Raw genomic sequence first — 24,923 nt, forward strand, 5'->3', positions numbered from 1 at the left:
AGTTCTAATCTCACACTAATATATTACTATTGCATTATAAATTAATTACATTTTTTTGTCGAATTAGAAATATTTTCTTAATTTACAGACAAAAGGACTAACACATTTTAGATAAAGCTATTAAGATTTTAAAACCATATTAGCTTGTGCCTTTGGAAAAACAGTATCTAGGTAAAAGTCTTCTGCTTTCCAGTATCTATTTTGAAACTTTTCAATATTTTTTTGGGTATTTTCACTTTCTCGTTTAAATCTAATCTCCCTTGGACAATCCAAGTAAATGACAAAATCAAAATAATCTCTCCATTCCTTTCTCTGAAGAAATACACCCTCAACAATAATTAGGCAATTTTCTGGTAAACTGATAGTGTGGGTACTATGAGTATCATGCGATGCTTCATAAAGTTGGAGAGTTACCTGTTCTGAAACTTTTAATTTTTGAAAAAGGGATTCTTTTAAGCTGTTAATATCCCATTGTAAGTAGTAGTACTCATACCATTCTTCATAGGATGTATTGTATCTTTTATTTTGTTCAACAATATAATCATCTAGATGAAACACCAATACAGTTAATTTACCCTCTTGCTCTTCCATCTTTCTAATATGATTTACTAATGTAGTTTTTCCTGATCGGCTTAATCCATCAATCCCTACTATAAAACGCTTTTCTTTGTCAGCCATTCCTGAAATAGTTTGTATTATTTCCGTTACTAGCTCTTCCAAATAATTACACCGCCTATCTAGTTAGCTTCAACGCTATGCAGATCATTTTATTTTTTTCTTTTTCCTTTACTCGTTAGCTCTCCTGCTATTAAGCCCAGGAGAAAATTGGTAATAATCAATTCACTTTCACCGGTCACAATTAATGTTAGAACAATAGATACTATCCCAAATAAAAAGCATTTAATGTCATATAAACCTCTCACTTAACCTTTCGATTATTTTTGTGTATTTTTTTAGATTATCATTTCTTATTGTTCCAGAAGTCTCCTTTTAAAATGAATCATAAGTATGTATAGTCTACTTCTTTAATAATTTCTTTAGTTCATTCTCTGATACAGGTAAGTAAAGCGCGTTTTTAGCATCAGTCATTACTGCCCAATACTTATCACCATATGACCAATGCCACCATTCCGTAAAATAATTAACAAAACCAACCGCTACCAAGGCTTCTGCAAGTATCTTTCTATTCTTCTTTGCTTCTAAACTTATATTTTCAGCGTCAAAATAGGTCGCATAATCTGTTTCATGAGGAATAGCATCAAATGGTGTACCAAGATCAAGTTCTCTCCCATAAGAATCTATAAGGGTTATATCCACGGCAGCCCCCGTTGGGTGAGGTGCCACTTCGGGTGGAGCCACATATTTTGAGGCTTCAGCCCTTATAGCGTTTATTTCCTGTATGTTGGAAGTCTCTTTAATTCGATTCATTGAATTTTCAATAGCCATTTCTTGAACATGTAAAGGCCTGTATCCCTCTTTAAGGAGAAAAGACAGACCTTCCGGAAGTAACTTTTTTGCTAAGGAAAGCTTAGTTGCAATCGATAAGCGAACACAAGAAAAATAACGACTCCTCTGTTCAAGAGTTGGGTCTATTTTAATACTAGGGTCAAAGATAGCAAGATTTACAAACGGTTCATTGTAATTAGGATCAACCATCATATTATTTATTCTAGTGTCGCTCATCAAGATTTTCTCCATAATTTTATTCCTCTCCAATGTAAAAATACATCCAATCTTCCTGTTACCACTTGCTCAAACACTACATTTTCAAATTATACTCTTCCATTAATTACAATAGAAGTTTCTTTAATGATACGCTCCCTCACTTGCCATTATTTAGACATAGCTCCCTATACAGAGGTTTCAAAAATAATCCAAATGATCAACCTGTAAATTCCGAGTCCATGCGTCGTAATCACAAGTAGCTACTGCAACAGGATTCCCTCCCCGAAAAAATGAGCCGCCATTTCTATGGCAGCTCATTTTAGTCTATTCAGGCAATTTAAATATTTAAAGTATTCATTAACCCCAGATAGAAAGCTAATATATAGCTAATTCCAAATAAGACCGCTAGTATTGGCTTAACTTTTTTAAAACTAGCCAAAATCAAAAGCAAAAATAGGATAGAAAGGGTAATCAGAATGATCGAATGGAAAGAAGGGTTGATTGTCAAATGAAGAATAGACGAGATATCCTTTCCTATTAACCACTCTACCAATTTAGAAGCACCTTCTGATTTAATGGTAAATTCCACCTCATGTGGAGGTGATAAAGTCCCCAAAATACCAGTTACATAAAAAATAAGAAATATGAAAATACTCTCGGTCTTAATCCAAGGAAGAGGATTAAAAGATAAATTTGATAAAGACCTTTTGGCTAAAACTCCATTTATAAAAGCAAAAACTAAAACAGGTATAATAGAAATGTGTTTTAAAAGTAACATCTGCCCATAAGGTAGTACCCATGCTTTAACATAATCCTCCGGTTCCACCACAAAAAACATTAGGAATAGTCCACTAACTAAGATAACGATTAAGCATATACTTGCTAATGGGGTAAACCATTTTAGAAACTTAGACCAGAGGGGCTGCTCTTTTGCAAACCAGGCCACATGGATTAATATCCCCGTCCATAATGTAACTACTAGAAAATGAATTGTATGAGTAATTGTTCCAGTTAAAAAGGACAATGATGCCACATGGCTAGAGTATCCTATAGCTAAAATCATAAGAAATAACAATAATGCTTGTAAATATTTAGATCCTTCAACATAAAGGGTCATCCACAAAAAGGTTGCCATAAAACCGATAAATATCCAAGCTCGTCCTACTTGAAAATCGGTAAGAACAGAATGTGTCGCTAAATTTAACCCTACACTATCTTTAAAATAAAATATCACCTGTATCACAGGTCCAAGAGAAAATATAATAACGCCAAGTGTGGACAGGAGTAAAGCAGGTTTGGGTAGATAGATTTTAGGTTTATTCTCTTGTGATACGAATTGTAAGGCTACGTGTCCTACTAAAAATGAAAACATAAGGTAATTACCGAGTTCTGCAATAGGTATTAAGAAATTCATATTAACTCTTCCTTCTAAAAAGCGATCGGATACCCACAATGAAGATCAAAACAAAAACTACTATGCTAATGGTTCCCACCATGTTGTTTGATTTATTTTGACCGCTATTATTTTGTGAATCGGTAGTCTTATCATCTTGCTGTTCAGCTGATTCATCATTAGTAGGTGGATTTTGCGTTTCAACATTGTTTGATTCTTTTTGTACTATAAATGGAATAATACCTTCTATCGCATGTCCGTCTTCCCCTGCTATTCTCCATTTTACTGTATAAGAGCCATTGTCTAATGGTTGTGATAGTGTGCCAATCATTTGAGTTTCTTGTACTTTCACCTGATCAAGTGGGATTTTAATTTCACCTTTCAGCAATTCCATCGTGCTTAGTTCCTCAATTTCGCCTTCAAACTGAAGGCTGATTTCCACCAAATTACTATCAATAATTTGTCCCTCTTGAGGAAAGGAAGACTTGATTTCAGTATGGGCATTAACCATTGTTGGTCCAGTTAATGTAATGATTAATATGATTATGTATAATAGTTGCTTCAAATCTTTCCCTCCATTTGGATACCAGTAATTTTTCGATACAACATAAACCGGTGACCAGCATTTATAAATGATCTGGATTCCAGCCATTATTCACTTACTCTCTCCCTTAAAAAAGCTTCCCAATAAAGGGAAGCCCATCTTATTTATCTTTTACTCGGAGAAGTCGTAAGCTGTTTAACGTAACAATAAGAGTAGCACCCATATCTGCAAAAATAGCAATCCACAATGTTAACCATCCAGGTACTACTAATAATAAGGCGACAAGCTTAATTCCTAATGAAAAAGTAATATTTTGTTTAATAATGTTTAATGCTCTTCTACTTAGTTTTAAGGTAAACGGCAGTTTTCCTAGATCGTCTGCCATTAAAGCAATATCAGCTGTTTCTAATGCCGTATCTGTTCCAGCGCCACCCATAGCAATTCCGACCGTAGAAGCCGCTAAGGCTGGTGCATCATTCACGCCATCACCGACCATTCCTACTCGGTCGTATTTATTTCTTAATTCCTTGATAAAGGCTAATTTATCTTGTGGCAGTAATTCTGCTTGAATATCTGAAACACCAACTTGTTTACCAATGGCATTTGCCGTTCCGGAATTATCCCCTGTTAGCATAATCGTTTTTTGAACACCAAGTGAGTGGAGTTTTTGAATAACGTCCTTACTGTTTTCTCTTAACTCGTCAGCCACCGCCAGTAATGCAACGACTTCTTTTGAAGTACCGGCAACCATTACCGTTTTTCCTTGGTTTTGAAGCTCTATAATTATGCCTTTTAAGTTGTTAGGAATGCCGTTCGGTACGATTTCGTCAAACAAATTCGGACTACCTACATAGTACGTTTCACCATTTACGTTTCCTTTAATCCCCTTTCCGGTTATGGAAGAGAAGTCTTCAATGGCAATGCTTTTATAAGGTAAATTATCTTGCTCCGCTTTTTTCATAATCGCTGAAGCCAATGGGTGTCCCGATCCATTTTCTAAAGCCGCAATGATGGTTAGAATCTCATTTGAGTTTGTATTTGGTTGCGGTAAATAGTCTGTAACCACTGGTTCACCTTTTGTTAAGGTGCCTGTTTTATCAAAAGCAATCGCTTTTAGCGCTCCCATTTCTTCTAAATGAATTCCACCCTTAATCAAAACACCATTTCTCGCAGCATTTCCAATTGCCGTCACAATTGATACAGGAGTGGAGATGACCAAAGCACATGGACACCCTACCACTAGCACAGCTAATCCTTGATAAATCCACTTACTCCAATCGGCATCAAATAGCAGCGGCGGAAAAATGGCAACTCCTATTGCAATTAAGATAATAATCGGTGTGTAGTATTTAGCAAAACGATCAACAAATGCTTGAGAAGGCGCTCGTTCTGCTTGAGCTTCCTCAACTAAATGAATAATCTTGGCAATTGTGGTATCGTCCACATGTTTGGTTACCTTAACTTCGAGAATCCCTTCCTCATTTAAAGTTCCCGCAAAAACTTCATCATCCACTGTTTTGGAAACCGGAACTGATTCACCTGTGATGGCGGCTTGATTGACGGACGAAAGGCCTTTTACTATGGTTCCATCCATCGCAATTTTTTGGCCTGGCTTAACAACCATGATGTCTCCAATACGGATATCATCGACCTCAACCATCAATTCTTGATTACCTCTCCGAATCAAGGCTTCTTTTGGTGCAATATCCATCAAGGAACGTATGGATTGTCGTGCCTTATCCATTGAATAGGATTCAAGTGCTTCACTGATGGCGAACAAAATCACAACCGTTGCGCCTTCTCCCCATTCCCCGATAAATGCAGCTCCTATAATAGCAATTGTCATTAATGTTCTCATATCAAACTGTAAACGGACTAAATTTTTAAGTCCTGTTCCAAACAAACGATAACCACCAATGATAATGGAAGCTGTATAAGCGATAACCGATGTCATACTCTCCTCACCGTTTAATTCTCCTGATACCCACCCCATTAGTAAGAAAACTAGAGATGCAATAACAGTTGAATGCTTCTTCCAAAATGGTTCTTTCACTTCTTCAAATCGTTGTTTTTCAGGTATCACTTTCAATTTTTCAAAAGCGCCTGCTTTTTCAAGTTCTTCAATGGTTGTATCCCCATATACGGTAAGTTTGGAAGCCCCAAAATTGACACTAGCATCTGAAACACCATCCAGGTGTTTTACGTTCTTTTCGAACTTAGTGGCACAGCCAGCTCATGAGAATCCTTGAATTCGGTAAACCGTTTTTGCCTGTGATTGCTCTAACGCCTTATCCATTTGCTTTCCCCTCCTGTTGATGCATAAAGGCAATTTGTATCAATTGTTTAACATGATCGTCATCCAATGAATAAAAAACTAATTTGCCTTCTTTTCGATATTTTGCTAACCCTAAATTACGGAGCAATCGTAAATGATGAGACGCGGTAGCTGTCGTACAGCCTACAATATTAGCCACATCACACACACATAATTCATCTTCCTCATTTAAAGCAAAAGCAATCTTTACCCTAGTATCATCGGCTAATGCTTTAAATATTTGCGATACAGCCAAAGTATTGAGTTGGAAAACTGTTTCTTTGACTCTATTTACTTTCTCTTCGTCAAAACAGGTTATTTCACAAACATCATCATGCTTCAATTCTTTCACCATCACTTATTCAAATACTTATTTGATTATTAGTATATGTAGAAACTTTCTTATGGTCAAACATTTATTTGAATGATTTATTTGAATGATTTTTTTAAAAGATTTTGCTATAAATAAAAAGCCAACATTTTAACCTATGTAAAATGTTGGCTGGCCGAAATATTTTTAGTGATTATTCAAATCGTTTAACTCAAAGTTAGCATTAAGGAATAGTTCCCTTTAAGTCAGATTCGTCAAGTATTATTATTTCAGATCTTCTGCTTTTCAAGTGGCATAGTTTTTTTTCAGTGGTGTAAAAATTGTTATCACCAGGGCAACAACTGCTAAAATCATGCCTCTGCCCGGATATTTCTAAAGCTAACTTAAAAGGGTAAAAGAGCCTTGTGGGTTAATTTCCACTAGGAGTTTTTGTTTTTAGTACAAAGTAGGGATTGGATAACAGGCAACCGTTTCAATTAATCTTTCATCAAAACCATAGAACGTCCAAAATGTACCATTCCACCTATATCCTGCAACTTCGCCATATTGGAGGTACGTAGGATAAAACCAGAATCCCTCCCCATTTACTAGCCAAACATAGGTGTAGTTATTTAAACAATCGACTAAATAGTGTGAAGGAAACGGTTTTGGTGGAACGTATGGCGGTGGAGGAGATTGTGGTTGTTGTCTCGTTGAACCTTGAGGTGGAAAAAATGCCATATATATTCACTCCCTTATTAGATAATTACCCAATATAGTATGTTGATAACTTTAAAGAGTTAAAAACTGGGGTAAAATCCAAGGTGAATTGGAATAAAATTTATTGAGCTTGTGATTGATCTTTTATTTTAGACCCCTTTTTAAAGCTTCAAGAAAAACAGATGGTATTTTTATGCGCTGTTGAATAGTGGTATAAAACCTCCGTTTTGTGTGGAGGTTTTCAATTTTGTCCCTTTAGAGTACACCCTATTGTATATAATGATTGGACCTATGTCCCAATTTTTAAGGAATTATTCGTACAGACTCTTTTGGAGCTAACTCGTCATAGTCTGTAAGGACGGGAAAACATTGGTGATTCACCACGGGGATTTAGGGGAACACTAGCTGCAGGATCTGGGAAGCAAACAGACTTGAATGTTTTGAAAACGATCGCATGTGGCACAAGTGGTTTTTGATAATAGTTTAGAGTAAATACGAAACAGTAATGATAATTTTCAACTATCAATAAGAAAGAGGCTTTACGCCCCTTAATTCTTCTAAAAGTGACTAACAAATTACAATGATTTTATAAGAGTACAGGTACATTAACATCATAAAAACCAGTTACTCGGTCTCCAATTGAAACCATTCCATGATCTAGAAAATAGATTGTTGGACTAATAATGAAATTTACTATTGTACCATCCTCTCTTAAAAGGGACATTAATTTAAAACTTTTCCCTCTCCAGAACTTATTAAATGATCTTGAATCATCGTAACCGTACCAGAAAAGAACTGAATTTTTTCATTTTCCCCCTCCTTAATGATTAATAATGAATGAAAATTAATCCTCAAAAGCCTTGAAGGATAAAATGTCTGAATGTAATTTCAGTTGGCCTTATAAATATTATGATGATGGCAATTAGATATTACATTATCCATGCAATTAAATAAGCACAATAATTCTATTAGGCTATTAGAAAATGATGATAACATTCGGAATGAAAAGGAGTATGTTATGTATAATCATTATTCTTTGACTAATCAGCAAAGTATTGTATCGTTTGTACGTGGTGATGTAACTGGGGATAGAGTACCTGATAATGTCTATTTGACCGGAGTAAAGACCCCATCTAGTCCTTTTACTCAAAATATCATCCTGCATGTTCAAGATGGAAGAACTGGAGTGGTGAAAAGTGTGCTGTTTCGTGATAATGCAGGCTACAATCCTACTATATTCTTGGGCGATTTTACCGGGGATGGAGTAGATGATATTTTAATAAGTATTGATACTGGTGGTAGTGGCGGAATCATGTACCATTATATTTATTCCTTTTTGGATAATACAGCACAATTGATATTCAATTTTAATGTATATAATGAGCAGTACCAATATGAGGTTACTTACCTTGATAATTTCAAAGTGGAAGTTGTCAGCAACATTAATAATAAAAAGTACATCATAGACATATCAACAAAAGGTGCTCAGTATTTAAATGAAATATATGATGAAAATGGTAAACTGAAAAATCCTATTAATGGTTTTGTTAATCCTTTAAGTGGCTTATATCCTGTAGATTTTGATTCAAATAAGGTTTATGAGCTTTTGGGGTATCAAAAAATTGCAGGAAGGTATAATGCAGATTCGCTAGGGTATGTTTTGAATACTTTAAGATGGTTGGATAATCGATTTGTACTGCAAAATCAGAATATAGCTATTTTAGGATATGAGGATAGCAACGTGTAAACTTTGGAGAGATAGAGATTTTATATTAGTAAATTAATATAATAAAAACCTCATTTATATATTACAAGGTGAACCGTATCATAAACAAATATTAAAGCTATTCGGTACCAAGGTCCATATCTTAATTCAACAATCAGGTGCTATTATTCCATAGTCATTAATCTTAATACGCCTTTATATTGATTTAGACACTATAGATCTAGGTGACATTACCGAATTTAATGAACAAATATACAAAGACTTAAGGTGAGTTATTCTTCTCATCTTATTTATTTTTCTACACCTAATCAACTGATCTATCATCCAGTTTCATAATTACATCGAGTTAATTGCTTCATAAATGCCTAAAGTTTTGCTTCATTTATTGGAAACAATAATTAAATAAATTTCTAATAAATGGGGTATATAAAATGGAACGTAAAGAGATAGAAAGATTTTTTTATTTTCCTTATGATGATTTCCCAGAATTCGACCCAGAGATATGGGTATATTTGAAAGACAATACTTATATGTTTGGTTATCTTGATTATTGTTACTGGTTGGGTAATGAAAAAGATCCTTACAGAAAAGAATGTATTACTTTTCAAGATTTCACCAAAGATGAAAACGATGAAATACATGAAACTATTTGGAATGTTCATAGAGACTCCATAATTGAAATGAAATGGGCTCATGAGCCTCCGATAATTAATTAAATTTATTTGGACCTTTATTGCACAACACAGTTCTATTTCAAATAATGCTTATTGAGCGAATTAGAATTTTTCCGTATATGATAATAAACCTAAAACGAGTGAGGGTGCTTATGTTAATAGCTACGATGATTCTTTTACCACTTGGCATCTTATCTATTATTTTTTCTTTTAAGTATGATAAAAGTAAGTTCATAAGTGAATCTTCACAAGGACTGCTAGAATTTATACTTTATATAACACCTAACCTAGTAGGAAGGTTATTCTTTTTTATTGCGGGTTTATTAATACTTTTTATACTTATTATGTCATGGTTACAAGAACTCAAATTACTGTAAGAAACAAATCAATCTGTAAGACGGGACGTTTTCTTAATGTATTGCATCAATCCTTTTTGAAAATAATATTAATCCGAGCAAGGTATTTATCCCCCTTAGACAACTAGCGATGTACAATACCTTGCTCGAAACATTTTTACTCTTTTGTTTCATTAAACTCACACTCACATTGACTAATCCTTTTGTCATATATACAATTTAGGTATTATTGCTCAAATTTAATGAAAAAGGATTGAGAATGTGAAAGTAGAGAGTGTAATTAGACTTATAAATTCACTGTGTAATGACAATAAACTTGATAAAGCTCGTAGCTATATAAATAAAGAATGGGATAGAATCACAGAATATAAGAATTTGATGCAACTTAATGATAGTGCTCAACAGTTTGTTAAAATCATTCATGAAGAAAAAGAAAATGGTTCTTCTAACGCATTAACTAATACTGATAAAAAAGTACTTAATCTTATTAATCAATATATCCGTGATTCTAATTTTAATTTTGCTAAGCGAATATTTCGTGAACATCAAGAGCTCATTGAAAAATCTGATGCACAACAATGGCTTACATCTGATGCAAGATATATATGTGACGTTTGGAAAAAATCTGAATTAGCTTAATAATTGAAATGTACTCCTCATAGGAGTTTTTTTTATTTGTCACATTCAATCTTGTGCTCTTTCAATTTATTTATTCGACAAATACTCCCTTTTTACGACAAATGTATGATAACATCTAATAAGGGCAAATTTTACGAAAGTAAAAGACGCAAAGCCACGGGCCTAAAACTATTGCTGTTATGGTAGCCGGGTTGCATAATTTTCAAAACTACATCTAGAATATTCCCTTTCCTAATTTGCCTTAATATTTAGTGAAAGGTGTTGTAAATGAGCAAAACTGTTCTAATTGCTGATGATTCAAGGTTCCTTAGAAATTTGATAAAAAATATCTTATTTAAAGAAGGCTACGAATTATTCATAGAAGCCTCTGATGGCGCATATGCTGTCTCTTTATATAAAGAAAGAAACCCAGACATTGTTCTATTAGACTTAACAATGCCTAATTTAAATGGTATTGATGCCTTAAAAAGAATTATAGAATTTGATCCAGAAGCAAAAGTAATTATTTGTTCAGCAATGGGACAAAAAAGATTTATATTAGAAGCCATACAATCTGGAGCAAAAGATTTTATCATTAAGCCAAATTTTAATGAATTGATTCCAGCAATTAGAAAATTATTTTGTTGATTTGCATTTCATTTAGAAATGCTTTTTTTATGGAAAAATAATACAAATTAAATATAATTTTTTCCTCCTTGGTTTGTCGTTTTTCTTGGGGAAGCCCCAGATCCGCTTCAAGCTGCTTAACCTCTTTTTCACCTCGGACACAATACCTGATCAAAAGGACAATTGCCAGGCCCTTCCAAATTTCTGGATGGTTCCTGGCACTCGTAGTTTCAGATGCACCTACCTGTTTTCTAAAAATTTTTTATCGAATAAACTCTTGTATTGATAGGGAACAGAAATATTCAAGAAGTGACAGGGACTGTCTTACTCCCTACCAGTCTTCCCCTGCAGTTAAATCGAGTACAAAATCATCAGGGATATGGCGTCCCCCTGATAAATTTTGGACCAAATCACTAATCTTTGGAGGATGCGGCGAATCTACTACAAATTTCAATAGATTCTCATGTACACTGTCATACGAATATTTTTGCAGGACCAAATGCCAGGCATCCAGCTTCTTTTGATCAAATTGAAACTTGTCATAATAGTCTTGTATAAAATCCATCAACTTATAAAGCTCTTTCTTATTCATCAAGGTTGAAATCCTCCTCAGTTAGTCTCTTTTTCCCTTCCTGTTGATTAAGATAAGATTCAAATTTTGTCCCAAACAATGTCTCAGGTCGCAGGAACTTATTCCACGCAGGGTCAGACAGCCATTCAGCTGACTTTAAATCAATCACTCTATTAAAATCTTCAACTGTAAAACCTTCACCATATCTGGCATGAATCAGTTCCCTCGTTTTAATAGAAACTAGTTTAAAATTCTTTCCCGTCTTCTCATTCAAATAGCCAATAATTTCACCATATGGAATCACCTTTTTCACGGTAGAATTGACTTCGGATTCCTCCATCTCCACCGAATCTTTCTCAGGTGTTATTTCCTCGATAGGAGTTGCTTGACTCTCGGGCAAGCTATCTTCAAACTCCTGTAATTTTTCATAATCAATGCTGTACCATTTTGTCTTATCCATTTTCATCCGATTCCAATTTTCAGATAGTAGTAATCCTAGCATCTCTAACGAGCGAATCGTCCGCTTAATCGTACTCACTGACCAAAATGGCAGCTGCTTCTGCCACTCTTCATATGTATTATAAACCCACGTTCTCCCCTCAATTTTATGCTTGCTGATTCCAAGCCAATAATGTATTTGCTGCAATATCACTGCCTCATTTAAACCAATCTTAATTGCCAAACTAGGAATAATCATTACCGGACTTTCATTGATTAATAACCTACTCAAGCTGAACCTCTCCTTTAATGAGTTTTAAGAAGAAACCAAGACACGGTCGTAAGACGCGAGCAGCCCACCGATTGGTATAAGCCCCTTCACAGGTTATATAGAAATAAAATCGGTAAAAGGACAGGTTCTTATAAATATTGTTGCTTGATGGAAATCGAATAGGAGGACATTATTTTATTTTTTGAGGTAATCTTTGAAATACTTTAATGATGAAATCTATGGTATTGCTTGGGTCAACAAGGGTATCTCTATAGGTCATTATGAGCTTATCCAAACGTCAGGATGATCGAATCAGCTTGGTCATTTTGTGCTGATGCAGGTACCTTAAAACCTGGCGAGTAACGGTACTCAACGAAAAATGTGGGTTACTTGTAATCGTATAGTTGATTTTAAAATTAATATTGACATTTTTGAATACTTCACTCTTATGATGATACGAATAGAAATGCATTTCTTCATACATCGATGACATGAAAAAAGAGGCTTCTCAAAAGTTTGTTTAACTTATGAGAAGCCTCGATAATAAATCTTTCGGGTTTCATTTAAACACTAGAATATAAAGGGTTGTTGGGAGATTACATCATGCCGCCTCTAAGGTGGGAGTGTGTAATATCGTTAACGATGAGATTAAAAAGTGCGGTAAATCAAGTTATTTGACAAAACAGTATTGTAACACCTTTAACGATATTTAACCGTTTTTCACTAGATTGTGTTAGCAAAATGTTTGCATTTGCGATCATAATTACAGCCACAAAAAACGCACCATACCCTCTCTTCTTCACCAGCAGTTGCCGCGTAATTTACCACTTGCTGTTAACTGCTTACTAAATAGATAAAAATTCAAAGATTGGAAGTGTAACAGCCTAATCCTCCTTATTTTTACCGAGGAATTAGGCTTTTGATCTTTGGCAATCTATCCGATTATAGAATATCATTTTCTAAAGAATGATATATTTGTACTGCGTAGCAAATGATCCTGTTTAAAATGAAAGTTCTTGTTCAACTAAAATCCGTTACTTTAATAGTCGTCTTTATAACTAAATTTATATTTTTTGTAATAATAAAATAGGTTAAGATATAAAAATCAATCAGGACTGATTCTTCTACGATCTGACCAAAGAGCATACCCCAACCAAATAAGAGCTAATCCCATCGGAATTGCCAATATCCTATCGAATGGATGAGGAATTACGGCAGTAGCAAAGGTGGCAACGGCTGCGAAGGAAAGCAAAGCACCTGCCATGCGTGGGAAGATTCTCGCACGAAAAGTTGCGATTCCAAACAAGAGTCCACCAAGCGAATACAGAATCGCCGCAATTGGTGCTAATATTGGGAAAATACCAAGATTCACTGTGCTGGTGGTTCCACCAAATATCCCTACTATTCCCTCTACAAACTTCGGAGCATCAGTTGTAAGTAACGGCAAAACAAAAGCCTCGTTAAAACTAAAATTCATAGAAATTAACCAAAATATACTAAAAAAAATAAAACCAATTAGCCCAAGCCAGTCTGCCTTTTCCGCTTGTCTCGTATAGATTCCTGTAATTCCTATCAGACTGAAAAGAGACATAATGCTGGTACTACATGCAATGACGACCCATAAGCTTGTGCTAACAGAAGATATATGATCCTCTGGGTGAATAAACTGAATACATATATATAAAACCCCTGCTAGTATTGCAAAAAGACCTGCCCATCGCATTAAACTCTTTCCCGTAATTCTTAGTTTTTTTTCATTTTTATTATTCATGTGATTCCCTCCAATAATATTTTTACTCTTAAAGTAAATACAAATTTTATAAACGACCCTAGTTATTGCAGAATCAAACTTCTTATAGTAAGTTAGATATGCAAGAATTGAATAAATATTTGAAATTAGGTGACAAGGTGGAACATTATGAAGTAATTGAAAAATCTTTATTGTATATTGAAAACAACTTGCAACAACCATTATCATTGGAGTCTGTTTCAAATTCCTTGAATATGTCTAAATATTATTTTCATAGACTTTTTTCTGCAATAATGGGCTGCTCATTAAACCAATACACTTTATCAAGAAGATTAAATGCATCTGTTCAATACATTCAAAACGATAACTTATCATTAACAGAAATTGCGTATCAACTAAACTTTGGAACTCCATCGTCCTTCACCCGCGCTTTTAAAAGCCAATATGGTATCTCCCCAAGCTCTCTAAGAAAAAATGGAAAGACCATAGCTCTAGAAGACATTCCTTCAGTAATTAAAAGGCCGATAAAAAACATCAATGGGGATATCGTTGCCGATTTTACACTAACAAATTTTAAAACAACTCGAATAAGTGGGATAGCATTTGAAGTTGATTTAGCAAAAAGTGATTTTAAAGATAAGATTCGTTTCTTTTCGAGAATGCTCGTAAACAGCATTGATGAAACAATCAGTAGTTCGTGTTATATCATCTATTCCAATTGCCAGCCAAACTCAACTAAATTCAAGGCTCTAATCGGGATTCCACAAAATCTAAAAATCAATAAACCAAATTATTTCACAGTAGAAGTTCAACAATTTTTTTGTGCTAAGTTTAAATATTCTGGTGACCTACTAGATATAGGAGATGTCTTTATTACTGACTTTGCAAGATTTTTAAAAATTTCGAAACAAGAAACAGAGGAATCCGATATTGAACTTATTCAAGTGTTTGAAAATATTCATAACCTTAATTCTTCCTATCATATTTTCGTACCAATCAAAAAACTCTCCAGTGACGACATTGATTAGTGTCTAACTACCTATATATGTTAATAAACTTGTTACTTTAATAAGAAGGATACCATCACAAGTGTAAAGAAACTTTCCAAATCTTGCGGTAAATCGTAAAACAAGTTAGTTTTTTTGTAACGCAAAAAAAATGCCTTCCAGTTATTTTGGAAAAGCACCCATTTGAAGTTATTTAACTTACAGTGGAACACGTTGTTAAATAAATAAATAAAGAGGCTTCTCAAAAGTTGGGATAACTAATGAAAAGCCTCTTTGAATTTTTATATTATGTTAGCTTCTTGTCAGTAAACATCTTCAAAACCCTATATATCAAGGGATTGAGCAACTATTACATCATGCCGCCCCTATGGTGAGAGGGTGTAATATCTTACATTCTATGTGTTAAAAGTGCGGTAAATCAAGGTTTTGTTAATTTTTGTCTGTAACATCTTTAACAAGATTTAATCGTTTTTCACTGGATTGCGTTAGCAAAATGTTAGCAATTTAAAGAGATTTTTTGACTCTATTGTTCACACACTCAAGTTGGACAGGGTGTTGAATGCAGATAGATAATGGTGTAGTGATGTTTACCTAAAATAGCTTTTTAAATTATTTCTCTTGTTTATAACTTTTTTTAATCCGTTCTAGTAACAACTGTTCTTTATAATTAAACATTTTTTCAAACAATTCCACACATCTCTGATAGAATTCAGGATGGTTTCTAATCAAAGAGTATAAATTTGGATTTAAATTTACCTCTATAATCTTCTCATCTTTATTACCAATTAAAAAATCAATGGATAAATAATCGAAACCTAAGCTTACCGAAGCTTTCTCAGCCAAATTTCGCAACTTACTTATTGTATCTTCATGTAGGTTTATTGTTTTATCTATTATAGGTCTTAAATGATTTGACTCATTATTTGGTTTAAGATAATAGAATTCTACGCTATTACGAAACAGTATAAATCTAATTTCACATAAATGGGCAAAATAGCTAGAAATACAATATCTTTTATTTTTTGGTGCTATTATCGAGAAATCCTCTAATTCCTTTAAAGAATCATAATATAATAACCCCTCACTTTTATTTCCATCAATCGGCTTTAATACTATTCGTGGATTTGATTCATTCGCGAAATGATAATATAAACCTCGAACATGTTCTATTTCTTCAAAATTAATTTCTCTAGTTTTTATACATGGAATATTCTCATTTTCAAGTATCACTGATGTATGTACTTTATTAACTGCTATATTTGGACTCTGATTGTTAATAGGTATAGTAGATATTCCATCAGAGTAAAAATAATAACCATTTTTGGAGTATTTAGTAAGATAATCACCTTTTTCAATGATTTTTTCTGCTTTCCAACCACAATTTTCAGCAGCTTCATTAATAAATGATTTCATATCATCATCCTCTGACTGGTAAATAAAAGCCTTTATGCTATAAACCAATGTCCAATAAACTTTGATTCCACATTCTCTTTGCATTTGCAATAAGAGTTTGTGTGCCTATAATTAATATTAAATCAATATTTTTTTCATTTTTGGCTAATTCTACAGCTTCATGAAGTAAACTTGTTTCAGCAATGTTGCTATTAAATGATAAGGCATATTCTTTAGCATTAGTTGGAAAAACCAAATGGGAAATATCAGGTTTTGTTATTATTACTTTTTTTGAAAATTGACTTACTACCCTTAAAACACCTTTGTAATCTTTATCAACTGGCACTCCTACTATAGATACTATATTCTCACCTTTAATGTTCTCTAGAACTTGTTGTACATATTCTGCGGACTTTTCATTTATAGCTCCATCCACAATGACAGTTGGATTACTATCAATTATCTCACATCTTCCAGGCCATTGAATTGAACCAAAACAGTTTTTTACAGTATTGTAACTTATATCGTTAACAACATCTTCACAAACTTTTATTGCAGTGGCTACATTTACTGCTTGAAAACTTCCTAGAAGTGGAATTTTAATATTGTCAAAAATATTGTTTTTAGTCTTTACATCAAATCTTGTACCCTCTTGACTTAGAGAAATATTGTATGAGAAAAAATCCTCTCCATAATAAGAACAATTTTCTAGAGTATTTTCGTTTATACTTTTTTTAAATTTCTGAAGGTCCTCATATTGCTCGCTAATACATACATATTTAGTAGAAGGTTTAATAATCCCTAACTTATGAATGATAATATCATCTATAGTTGGGCCGAGATTAAGTATATGCTCTTCCATAATTGGGGTTATTACCGCCCAATCATTTTCAAGAATATTTGTATCATCATACCTTCCACCTCTACCACATTCAATTACATTAATATCTGTGTTATTTTCTTTAAAATAGAGTGTTGCTATAGCTAATGCAACACCAACAGGACCCTGATATACATGTGGTTCAAGTTCTGATTCAATGGTGTCCAATGGCTTTACAACCTTGTTACTTATTCTGATGAAATCTTCATCTGAAATCGATTTGCCATTGATTCTTATTCTCTCATTAAAATTAACCAAATGAGGAGAAGTAAATAAACCAACTTTTAACCCTAAATGACCTAATAATGATGAAATAAATCTAGAAGTTGAACCCTTTCCCTTACTTCCAGTTACTAAAATGAACTTTTTACCTTTATCTGGAGAACCTAATAAATCAAGTAGTTTTCTTGTAAGATCTGGTCTTTTTACTTTTGAATCATGTGTTTCACTAATATTAGTAATTGCTCTAAGGTATGATTTATAAACAATATCTTCAGCTTCCTTCATTGTAAAAATCAAATTACTCACCTACAGTTCATTAATTTTATTTACTTAATTTATTCTTTCGATAGATAGCACTTAAATCCTTATCCTAAAAAATTCATATTTTTTTCTTAACACTAAATAAACACAAGCAATACTATTTAACTTTTGCTCTCTCTTCTGATAATGATGCAAATATTACAACAGGTGAAATTATTAAAACTAAAACAATATTGGTCACTATTTGACTTAAATTCTCTGCCTTAATAGTACTCACAATAGCAAAAATAAGTCCTAATAATGGTAAGATAAGGTTGTTTATATGTTTTTTCAACAAAAATTTCATACTTCTTCTTACTTTTATTACTGATCCTATATTAGGTACAGCTAACTGATTTCTAGTTGTTGCTGGAATACCAATATATAAATGACTATCTATAAATTCATTTTCAATTTTAAATACTTCCTTTACATGATCAGTATCCAAATCTAGAACAGGCAAACTACATCTTTTATTATCATAAGATACTACCAATCTATCATTTTCTTCTAAACCTAAAAATTTTCTTATGTTAGGGTGCATCCTTGCAACCTTATGATTTTCATCAAACGGATATATATATCCAACTCTCAAATCTAACTCACGATATCCTATAAAAAAATACCCAACCTTTCTAATAGTTCTTATGAGGAATAACTTTATCCATAAAATAAGCCTCTTGAAGAGGTTGAAATTATTTTTAGCCTGTCCACTAATTATGACTAATTTTCCATTAACATCTTTATCTAATCCAAGTAGTAATAAGTGATACCTATTTATAAAAACTTTGTTACTGTGTTGACTAGAATCAGAGCTTTTCAATTTAACAATCATTCTATACCCATTTGTAAAGTTTACCAATTCAACTCGGCTGGTATACTTTTCAATTAATTCCCTTGAAGCAAATACCTCCTTCCTGTTAATATTTTCTATTTTAGGTATACTCCTATTTACAAACTCAAAAGGAATTTGCTGAACATAAATGAATTCCTTATTTTTACCTATTAAATTAAGACACCTTTTTGAAAGCTTTGCACTTCGAACTTCTACTTTATCATTTGAAAGTACTAGACATCTAATTAATTCATCATTAGTATCACTAATGATATTTACATAAAGATACTCCTTTAAATTATTCTTTTCTAAGTCAACCGGATTTAATTCAATTTGTAACCTAGCTACATATGAACATTCAGTTAGTAAACGGAATTTGAGTTCAGGTTCCATACCTATCATTCCTTCTTAAAATGATTAACTATATCTATTAATGAATTTATCAAAGATGTATAAGCACCCAAGTTAGAATTGGGATCACGAAAAAAACGATTAATCTCTATTTGGATTGCACTGACATTTAAAGAGTTTTTTGAAAAATAAGTAATTGTACCAGGGTGAGATGCTGAGAAAACTTCATTAACTTTCACATTATTTATTCCATTGTTATTAAAGATGTTTTTTATGGAATCAACTTTACCATTACTAATTGATTTTCCATAAATTGTACCAAGGTCAATATCAAATTCCCGATTAAGATCAGCTCCATGTATATCCAAAATAAGATCTATTCCAAATTGATTACAGATTCCTTTAATTGCTTCTTTATATTGTCCTCCAGTTATATAATTTGGATCCTCCTCAGAAATTCTATTGCTATATATACAAAATGCATTAGTATGTAATTGAACTATTGAAGCTATTGTACCGGTATATATATCTGCTTTCTTTACTCTATTTTCTCTAATATGATTAACAGCATGGGGAGCTGAAATCAGTATGTTATGCTTACCTAATTTTAGGCTATATGGTAGAACTGAATTATCGAATCCATTGTAATTATTATAAGAGAATTGCTTTTCTAGTATTTGTGTTATTCCTAGCAGATTTTCTTCATTTGTCATTAAAGTACTACTCCTTTAAAAAACAATATGTTAATTACATTTAATTGTAGCACATACTGGAAGGGTTTAAACAAAAGTCAATCATCGACCTCCTTCATCCCACTCCTTTTGTTAGGTCATGACATCACTTTCATAAATAAAAAACGGATTTATATTTCAATTCGTTTATTCTTTTTCTAAAAGCTTTGATGGTTCTAATCTAAGCTTCCTATAAACATTTAGGCATTCAATTAAATACACTTCTTCATCTTGTTTTATGTCGTTCAGTAAATGTAGGATATTGGTTCCGCCACTTTTTTCTGAACTGGTTAATTTAATTACATCCATAATAGCTCGCATCTGAGTTTGTTTATATTCTTTAACAACCAAATCAAAAATAGTTTTTAGGTCTGAATATGTAGATAATTCAAGTATGTCTTCTTCTGTTACGCTCTCATCTACTGTATCCCTTAAGAATTGACTGAAGAATTTACTAAATGCTTCTTTATTAATAGAAAGAACCGTTGCAATAAAAGTACTTATTGTTTCTATGATTGAATAGGTTTCAAAAGATGGGATTTCTTCAATTAATGCAGTTGTAATAAGCCTTATTGGGTTTCCACCTGTTATTTCAGCTAATGCAATACTTATATCATTAGAAGGTGACTTTTTCTTTCCATTTTGGAGATGACTTAAATAAGCTTTATTCTTATTAAAACCTCTTTCTCTCATTTTTTCTTCTATTTCACTTAAACTTAGCCCTGAATTGGAAATATATTCCTTTAACAATGAGGCATATAAACTCGTTTCCATTTTACTCCACACCTCCCCTTTCGTTATCAATTTTGACAATTTATTTTATTAAGTGTTGTTGAAAACAAAAATAATTAATGTTAATATATATCTAACATCATATGACAACATTATATCACAAACGTTGTATAAAATGAAAACGGAGGGAATTTAATGAACGGTTATCAACTTGGAGGATTAATAGTTGGAGGAATTGGGGCATTATGTGCTTTTATTAGCCCAGTACTTTTCAAATTAGGAGAAGGGCAAACATTTAGTAATGAACAAATTGAAAAGATGATGGACATAATCAAACAAGCAAACCTTGAAAAGGAAGTATAATAAAAGAAGATACCCATTTTTATTGTGGGTATCTTCTTTTTTGGTATCAACTATTTTATTAGATACAAATCACTGTTTTTTTAGGAAAATTCCTTTCTGGTCCACCCTCCCTGTTTGTTCTGCTTTTCTGATCCAAATATTCCTTGATGAGATCAGGTGGAAGTTCAATCCATTCTTCTTTTGCTAAACAATTATAAACCCTTATATATATCAAAGGGTCGAGCAGCTATCATATCATGCCCCCCCTAAGATGAGAGTGTGTAATATATTTAATGAACTGTGCACAAAATTTAACGAGAAATAACCATTTTCCTTTGATGGATCACAGATAGAATGGTGTAGTGGTATTTTTCAAAAGATATCTCCTTTTTAAATAATCAAAAACTAGTTCACCAATTCAAACTAACCTTATTTACCTATTTAATTTCACAAAAAAATTTTTTAGGATACATATAAATATAAATCGGGTGTATTTTACTTTAATATTCTATTCATTATCCCGGTTATCACATTTTCAACTACTTCTTCTTTACTTTTATCCGTTGGGGTTAGATACCAGTTATGTTTATTTAATGCAATCTCAAATCTTGTGGTTGACTCGATATGATCCTTCATATCATGAATAACAATACTCCTTAAACCATCTTCTCTTGATGTCGCTCTATGCATTGACACTTCCGGATTGCAAGTAGTTGCAATAATCAGATTAGGAACTGCAACACCATAATTTAAGTTTATTTCAAGACACGTATCGAATGAATGTAGCTTTCTAAAAGCAGCATCTGAAGGATACCATCGATCGATTAAAATAAAATCGGTATTCGCCTTTTGAATGTATTCCTGTGTAATCCAAGCCCTTCCTTTTGCTAGTAAATCAATAACTTCAAGTTCTAATTGTAGATTTAATTCGTTCTTTCCCAATAGTATATCTTTTACTTGGTCACGAAAGGGGTCAAGCTCCTTTTCTATTAATTTAGTTACAGTATATTCCTTAGAGAGATGCTGATATACCCCCTCGAGTAAGGTTGATTTACCTACTCCCTTTGGACCATCAAAAGAAATAAAAAAAGGTTTCTTCATTATTTTACTCCCTCTAATGGCTGCTCAATTATTGAGCCATCCCTGTAAATCATTAATCCTAGAACATTGGATTCGTATGCTTTCAAAATCCATTTTTCAATTTGATCAATAGGGGTATCATTAGGACAATTTAAAGTTTTACTTATTCCCCCGTCGATATATCGTTGAAAAGCTGCCTGCACTTCGATTTGCTCATCACCAGGGATATTTAATGCACATGGGAGTATTCCAGCTAACTTTGGACCCAAAATTGTTTCAAGTAAAATACCTGATTGCAATTTTTCAGTAACTTCAACCACATCTAGGCCAGCCTGTTTTACATAATACTCAATAATTGGATCTAATACATTAATACTATGACCAAGGATATTTTGTTTTGTGTAGTGGGAATAAATAGGTTCTATACCACTACTTGTATTTACAAGCAAAGACAAGGTAGATGTTTGTGCAATAGCAGAAAGAAGTGCATTTCTACGTTTCTTTATCCCTAATCCTTCATTAAAAGCCGGAAAGCAATCATGTAGCATAGATAATTTTTCCGATTCTTCCTTCGCAGATTCCATAATCAATTTACCAATATTTTCAGCCAATAAAATAGACTCCTGTGACCCATATCTGATTCCCAATAAAGCAATCATATGTGCAAAGCCCATTATACCAACACCAATTTTTCTTGTCGCCAATGTATTTGTTTTTAATTCTGGAGATGCATGATCATGAATTTCATGCATGTCGTCTAAAAAACGTACAGCTATGCTTACAACCTCTTTAAATTTTCCTTCATCAAATGTAAATGACCCGCCTTGTTCAGAAGGTTTTATAAACTTTACTAAATTTAAAGATCCTAATAGCGCTGATTCATCTGCTGCTAAAGGGGATTCTCCACATACATTTGCTGCAAAAGGGGCTTGCTCTTCTAAGGAAATTTGTGGAATTCTATCTGTAAAAACGATTGCTGGTTGACCAGTCTTATGAATAGAATTTGCAAGTCTTTTAAACGTATTTTGAGCTTCTTTCTCTCCCAAAATTAATCTCGACATAAATTCTTCAGTAATCCCAACATTCAGATTAGTTACTTTTGTGTTCCCAGCTTGTTCAAATATAGCCTCAACACCAGGATTGTCAATAGAGATTGTAACAGCATTTGAAGCCGGCCTTGGTCTACCTTCCTGATTTGCAACTGTATCACTATCAAACTCCTTGATAAATTCAGAAATATCTGCAGGTTCTTTATAATGGTCAAGGGAATAACCAACTCCACCCATACCATCATGTATATTCCGTGCAGTAATTAGGAAGTCTGTCATTGGTTTGCGGGCATCTAATGCAAAACATGCAAACAACCTGCGTTTAGGTTCAGATATATTTACCATCAGTGGACTATTCGGTAAGAACTCACTATTTGATAGTACACTCCTTAATTTATTTAAAAAATCATTTTTATCTGGCAAATTCCACTTGTTTTCAACTTCAGTAGTAGCATCTATTATTCTATCTATTAAACCTTCCCAGCCTTTTTCTATATTTTTGTTTAAGATTCGATTCTTTAATATTGAAAAAAAAGGGCTATTATGTGGATTACAAAGTTCATTTACTTGTTGATTCATGATATGCCTCCATTAATTATGTATAATCCTTCAATACTTCATTACCAAGAAAACGAGTACTAAATATAACTTTAGATATTTTGTCACTTTTTGTCGTAATAATTAATTATTCTTACAAAATCGGGTTATAAAAACTATTTATTATTTTCTAGATTAAATACCATTTAATAAAAATCAGCCCTAAAAAAAGGGCTGAGCCTCCATCACTTATCTATTTCCTTTAAAAGGTCTTCATCAGGAAAACCCGATATGATGATCTCACCATTATCATTTAGTTTAATTTCACAATAATTAGCATCATCTAGAATATAATCTATATACCTATCTGTATTAAATATTATTTGCTGATTATTTGAACCTCTCCATTGAAGATAGACATTTCTTTGTTCTTCTATATATCTACCGGATATGATGATATCACTCATTTTAATGATTTCTTTCTCGTAGCTCCTTGTTAACTCTTCAACCTCAAATCCCGTAAATAAAACAATCGATAATCCGATTTCTTTTACCTTGTAACAAAGTTGAATTAACTCTTCAGCTTGATGCATAGGTTCCCCACCTATAAGGGTGATTCCTTCAATTCCATCTTCTTCAGAAATCATTTGAAATAAATGCGACCAATGGATTAGATTTTTAGGAGAAGTTGACCACATTTGGGTATTCCAGCAGCCTTTGCAATGGAGCCTACATCCTTGAACCCAAATAACAAATCTTTTTCCTGGACCATATATTTCGCTTGAGCACTCATAATCGTAAATATTAATCATGGTATTCCCTTCTTTAATATGTTCTCTTCACCAGCATTAGCTTGACGGAACCCTGTTCTTCCGTTTCTTTGATAGAATATCCAAGTTTTCGAGCCTTGTCATATATTTTTTGTTTTTGACTATCTACGTACTGCTTCTTTTCCTCTTCTAATAATCGTTTCTCTTCTTCTAATTTTTTTATATTAAATTCAATTTGAGCGTCTTCTATAGAAACATGTGTATTCTGTATAGCCTGTTCAGATGATTTTGTTCGGGCAAGTTCTTCTAATTGTCTCTGATCAAATAATCTTTTTTGTTCTTCATTTCTTCTTTTTTCAATTTCCATTCTCTTTTCATTTTCAAGCTTCCTACGAAGCTCATTTTCTATCTGTTTTTTTCGTAATATCTCTTGTCTAGCAATTTCCTCTTTAATTTTAACAAGCTTTTGATTGTAAGCTTTTTTATATTCCTCAATTAACCTCGACTTAAATCCACTTGTAAGATCGTCACTATCCCCCGTTAAAATATACTTTCCATCAGGTCCCTTAGTTAAGGTAGCCCGCATGTATCTAGAACGAGAGTTTATGGTAATTTGATTATTGTTGTTTCTGTAGGATTCACCCATTATATCGAGAGCACGACATATAGATTCATGATCCAATAAAGGCATAACTGACTTTATTCTTGCACTCATTTA

General features: G+C 33.0%; 25 protein-coding genes and 1 riboswitch. Of the genes, 6 read left to right on the forward strand and 19 right to left on the reverse strand.

The genetic code is table 11. The features are described from left to right. Window positions 1-120: 120 nt before the first annotated feature. The 7 genes from ACFSO7_RS01015 to ACFSO7_RS01045 form a co-directional block, all read right to left on the reverse strand. Complete coding sequence (locus ACFSO7_RS01015) at window positions 121-720, reverse strand: kinase (protein WP_377874537.1); 600 nt, start codon at window positions 718-720, stop codon at window positions 121-123. Between the two features lie 297 nt (window positions 721-1,017). Further along, the gene (locus ACFSO7_RS01020; protein WP_377874539.1) at window positions 1,018-1,698 is read right to left on the reverse strand and encodes a M15 family metallopeptidase; all 681 of its coding nucleotides are present in this window, start codon (window positions 1,696-1,698) and stop codon (window positions 1,018-1,020) included. 304 nt (window positions 1,699-2,002) lie between these two features. Further along, the gene (locus ACFSO7_RS01025) at window positions 2,003-3,079 is read right to left on the reverse strand and encodes a copper resistance D family protein (protein ID WP_377874541.1); all 1,077 of its coding nucleotides are present in this window, start codon (window positions 3,077-3,079) and stop codon (window positions 2,003-2,005) included. Between the two features lies 1 nt (window position 3,080). Continuing rightward, the gene (locus ACFSO7_RS01030) at window positions 3,081-3,710 is read right to left on the reverse strand and encodes a copper resistance CopC family protein (protein ID WP_377874543.1); all 630 of its coding nucleotides are present in this window, start codon (window positions 3,708-3,710) and stop codon (window positions 3,081-3,083) included. 52 nt (window positions 3,711-3,762) lie between these two features. Further along, window positions 3,763-5,898, reverse strand: coding sequence for a heavy metal translocating P-type ATPase (locus tag ACFSO7_RS01035; RefSeq protein ID WP_377874545.1), 2,136 nt, complete (start codon window positions 5,896-5,898; stop codon window positions 3,763-3,765). Continuing rightward, a complete protein-coding gene (locus ACFSO7_RS01040; protein ID WP_377874547.1) occupies window positions 5,891-6,259 on the reverse strand; it encodes an ArsR/SmtB family transcription factor in 369 nt (122 codons plus the stop codon). Before ACFSO7_RS01040 ends, ACFSO7_RS01035 begins: the two co-directional genes overlap by 8 nt. A 423-nt stretch (window positions 6,260-6,682) precedes the next feature. Beyond that, on the reverse strand, window positions 6,683-6,967 hold the full coding sequence (locus ACFSO7_RS01045) for a transporter (protein ID WP_377874549.1): 285 nt from the start codon (window positions 6,965-6,967) through the stop codon (window positions 6,683-6,685). 997 nt (window positions 6,968-7,964) lie between these two features. Here ACFSO7_RS01045 and ACFSO7_RS01050 point away from each other — a divergent pair. The 4 genes from ACFSO7_RS01050 to ACFSO7_RS01065 all read left to right on the forward strand — a co-directional run bounded on the left by ACFSO7_RS01050 (window position 7,965) and on the right by ACFSO7_RS01065 (window position 10,968). Further along, entirely contained in the window at window positions 7,965-8,693 is a 729-nt protein-coding gene (locus ACFSO7_RS01050) for a VCBS repeat-containing protein (RefSeq protein WP_377874551.1), read from the forward strand. A gap of 410 nt (window positions 8,694-9,103) precedes the next feature. Beyond that, a complete protein-coding gene (locus tag ACFSO7_RS01055) occupies window positions 9,104-9,388 on the forward strand; it encodes a hypothetical protein (protein WP_377874553.1) in 285 nt (94 codons plus the stop codon). A gap of 575 nt (window positions 9,389-9,963) precedes the next feature. Further along, on the forward strand, window positions 9,964-10,341 hold the full coding sequence (locus ACFSO7_RS01060; protein ID WP_377874555.1) for a hypothetical protein: 378 nt from the start codon (window positions 9,964-9,966) through the stop codon (window positions 10,339-10,341). Between the two features lie 113 nt (window positions 10,342-10,454). Beyond that, a riboswitch (cyclic di-GMP riboswitch) is annotated at window positions 10,455-10,540 on the forward strand. A 68-nt stretch (window positions 10,541-10,608) separates the two neighbouring features. Next, window positions 10,609-10,968: a response regulator gene (locus tag ACFSO7_RS01065; RefSeq protein WP_377874557.1), complete on the forward strand. Its 360-nt coding sequence runs from the start codon at window positions 10,609-10,611 to the stop codon at window positions 10,966-10,968. Window positions 10,969-11,278: 310 nt separating this feature from the next. Here the strand turns inward: ACFSO7_RS01065 and ACFSO7_RS01070 are convergent, their stop codons facing one another. The 3 genes from ACFSO7_RS01070 to ACFSO7_RS01080 form a co-directional block, all read right to left on the reverse strand. Next, window positions 11,279-11,542 carry a hypothetical protein gene (locus tag ACFSO7_RS01070; protein ID WP_377874559.1) on the reverse strand — a complete coding sequence of 88 codons (264 nt, stop codon included), beginning with the start codon at window positions 11,540-11,542 and terminating at the stop codon, window positions 11,279-11,281. Beyond that, entirely contained in the window at window positions 11,532-12,248 is a 717-nt protein-coding gene (locus ACFSO7_RS01075) for a conserved phage C-terminal domain-containing protein (RefSeq protein WP_377874561.1), read from the reverse strand. Before ACFSO7_RS01075 ends, ACFSO7_RS01070 begins: the two co-directional genes overlap by 11 nt. Before the next feature lie 1,084 nt (window positions 12,249-13,332). After that, window positions 13,333-13,998, reverse strand: coding sequence for a hypothetical protein (locus ACFSO7_RS01080; protein WP_377874563.1), 666 nt, complete (start codon window positions 13,996-13,998; stop codon window positions 13,333-13,335). Window positions 13,999-14,096: 98 nt separating this feature from the next. On the opposite strand from ACFSO7_RS01080, the gene ACFSO7_RS01085 reads away from it, so the two are divergent. Then, entirely contained in the window at window positions 14,097-15,005 is a 909-nt protein-coding gene (locus tag ACFSO7_RS01085; protein WP_377874565.1) for a helix-turn-helix transcriptional regulator, read from the forward strand. 588 nt (window positions 15,006-15,593) lie between these two features. On the opposite strand, the gene ACFSO7_RS01090 is transcribed toward ACFSO7_RS01085, so the two are convergent. The 5 genes from ACFSO7_RS01090 to ACFSO7_RS01110 form a co-directional block, all read right to left on the reverse strand. After that, window positions 15,594-16,397 carry an ATP-grasp domain-containing protein gene (locus ACFSO7_RS01090; RefSeq protein WP_377874567.1) on the reverse strand — a complete coding sequence of 268 codons (804 nt, stop codon included), beginning with the start codon at window positions 16,395-16,397 and terminating at the stop codon, window positions 15,594-15,596. Between the two features lie 37 nt (window positions 16,398-16,434). Further along, window positions 16,435-17,775 (reverse strand): bifunctional folylpolyglutamate synthase/dihydrofolate synthase, encoded by a 1,341-nt coding sequence (locus ACFSO7_RS01095; RefSeq protein WP_377874569.1) that lies wholly within the window; start codon window positions 17,773-17,775, stop codon window positions 16,435-16,437. A 121-nt stretch (window positions 17,776-17,896) separates the two neighbouring features. After that, window positions 17,897-19,006: a hypothetical protein gene (locus ACFSO7_RS01100; protein WP_377874570.1), complete on the reverse strand. Its 1,110-nt coding sequence runs from the start codon at window positions 19,004-19,006 to the stop codon at window positions 17,897-17,899. Between the two features lie 5 nt (window positions 19,007-19,011). Further along, entirely contained in the window at window positions 19,012-19,677 is a 666-nt protein-coding gene (locus ACFSO7_RS01105; RefSeq protein ID WP_377874572.1) for a hypothetical protein, read from the reverse strand. Between the two features lie 165 nt (window positions 19,678-19,842). After that, window positions 19,843-20,469, reverse strand: a complete 627-nt coding sequence (locus ACFSO7_RS01110; protein ID WP_377874574.1) for a hypothetical protein — start codon at window positions 20,467-20,469, stop codon at window positions 19,843-19,845. A gap of 153 nt (window positions 20,470-20,622) precedes the next feature. Between ACFSO7_RS01110 and ACFSO7_RS01115 the strand changes: the two genes are divergently transcribed. Next, a complete protein-coding gene (locus ACFSO7_RS01115) occupies window positions 20,623-20,790 on the forward strand; it encodes a hypothetical protein (protein ID WP_377874576.1) in 168 nt (55 codons plus the stop codon). 474 nt (window positions 20,791-21,264) lie between these two features. Here the strand turns inward: ACFSO7_RS01115 and ACFSO7_RS01120 are convergent, their stop codons facing one another. From ACFSO7_RS01120 to ACFSO7_RS01135, 4 genes are all read right to left on the reverse strand, one after another. Next, on the reverse strand, window positions 21,265-21,870 hold the full coding sequence (locus ACFSO7_RS01120; protein ID WP_377874578.1) for a nucleoside/nucleotide kinase family protein: 606 nt from the start codon (window positions 21,868-21,870) through the stop codon (window positions 21,265-21,267). Then, on the reverse strand, window positions 21,870-23,477 hold the full coding sequence (locus tag ACFSO7_RS01125; RefSeq protein ID WP_377874580.1) for a hypothetical protein: 1,608 nt from the start codon (window positions 23,475-23,477) through the stop codon (window positions 21,870-21,872). Before ACFSO7_RS01125 ends, ACFSO7_RS01120 begins: the two co-directional genes overlap by 1 nt. 203 nt (window positions 23,478-23,680) lie before the next feature. Then, window positions 23,681-24,247, reverse strand: a complete 567-nt coding sequence (locus ACFSO7_RS01130) for a 4Fe-4S single cluster domain-containing protein (protein ID WP_377874582.1) — start codon at window positions 24,245-24,247, stop codon at window positions 23,681-23,683. Between the two features lie 13 nt (window positions 24,248-24,260). Next, window positions 24,261-24,920, reverse strand: coding sequence for a hypothetical protein (locus tag ACFSO7_RS01135; protein ID WP_377874583.1), 660 nt, complete (start codon window positions 24,918-24,920; stop codon window positions 24,261-24,263). Between the last annotated feature and the right edge of the window lie 3 nt (window positions 24,921-24,923).

Source organism: Bacillus sp. CGMCC 1.16607 (genome assembly GCF_042683745.1).
GTDB lineage: Bacteria > Bacillota > Bacilli > Bacillales > Cytobacillaceae > Pseudoneobacillus.

Coding starts and splice junctions, on each gene's coding strand:
- ACFSO7_RS01020 (WP_377874539.1), bottom strand. CDS start 1,698: ATGGAGAAAATCTTGATGAGCGACACTAGAATAAATAATATGATGGTT.
- ACFSO7_RS01025 (WP_377874541.1), bottom strand. CDS start 3,079: ATGAATTTCTTAATACCTATTGCAGAACTCGGTAATTACCTTATGTTT.
- ACFSO7_RS01030 (WP_377874543.1), bottom strand. CDS start 3,710: ATGGCTGGAATCCAGATCATTTATAAATGCTGGTCACCGGTTTATGTT.
- ACFSO7_RS01045 (WP_377874549.1), bottom strand. CDS start 6,967: ATGGCATTTTTTCCACCTCAAGGTTCAACGAGACAACAACCACAATCT.
- ACFSO7_RS01050 (WP_377874551.1), top strand. CDS start 7,965: ATGTATAATCATTATTCTTTGACTAATCAGCAAAGTATTGTATCGTTT.
- ACFSO7_RS01055 (WP_377874553.1), top strand. CDS start 9,104: ATGGAACGTAAAGAGATAGAAAGATTTTTTTATTTTCCTTATGATGAT.
- ACFSO7_RS01065 (WP_377874557.1), top strand. CDS start 10,609: ATGAGCAAAACTGTTCTAATTGCTGATGATTCAAGGTTCCTTAGAAAT.
- ACFSO7_RS01080 (WP_377874563.1), bottom strand. CDS start 13,998: ATGAATAATAAAAATGAAAAAAAACTAAGAATTACGGGAAAGAGTTTA.
- ACFSO7_RS01085 (WP_377874565.1), top strand. CDS start 14,097: ATGCAAGAATTGAATAAATATTTGAAATTAGGTGACAAGGTGGAACAT.
- ACFSO7_RS01090 (WP_377874567.1), bottom strand. CDS start 16,397: ATGAAATCATTTATTAATGAAGCTGCTGAAAATTGTGGTTGGAAAGCA.
- ACFSO7_RS01100 (WP_377874570.1), bottom strand. CDS start 19,006: ATGGAACCTGAACTCAAATTCCGTTTACTAACTGAATGTTCATATGTA.
- ACFSO7_RS01105 (WP_377874572.1), bottom strand. CDS start 19,677: ATGACAAATGAAGAAAATCTGCTAGGAATAACACAAATACTAGAAAAG.
- ACFSO7_RS01110 (WP_377874574.1), bottom strand. CDS start 20,469: ATGGAAACGAGTTTATATGCCTCATTGTTAAAGGAATATATTTCCAAT.
- ACFSO7_RS01115 (WP_377874576.1), top strand. CDS start 20,623: ATGAACGGTTATCAACTTGGAGGATTAATAGTTGGAGGAATTGGGGCA.
- ACFSO7_RS01120 (WP_377874578.1), bottom strand. CDS start 21,870: ATGAAGAAACCTTTTTTTATTTCTTTTGATGGTCCAAAGGGAGTAGGT.
- ACFSO7_RS01125 (WP_377874580.1), bottom strand. CDS start 23,477: ATGAATCAACAAGTAAATGAACTTTGTAATCCACATAATAGCCCTTTT.
- ACFSO7_RS01130 (WP_377874582.1), bottom strand. CDS start 24,247: ATGATTAATATTTACGATTATGAGTGCTCAAGCGAAATATATGGTCCA.
- ACFSO7_RS01135 (WP_377874583.1), bottom strand. CDS start 24,920: ATGAGTGCAAGAATAAAGTCAGTTATGCCTTTATTGGATCATGAATCT.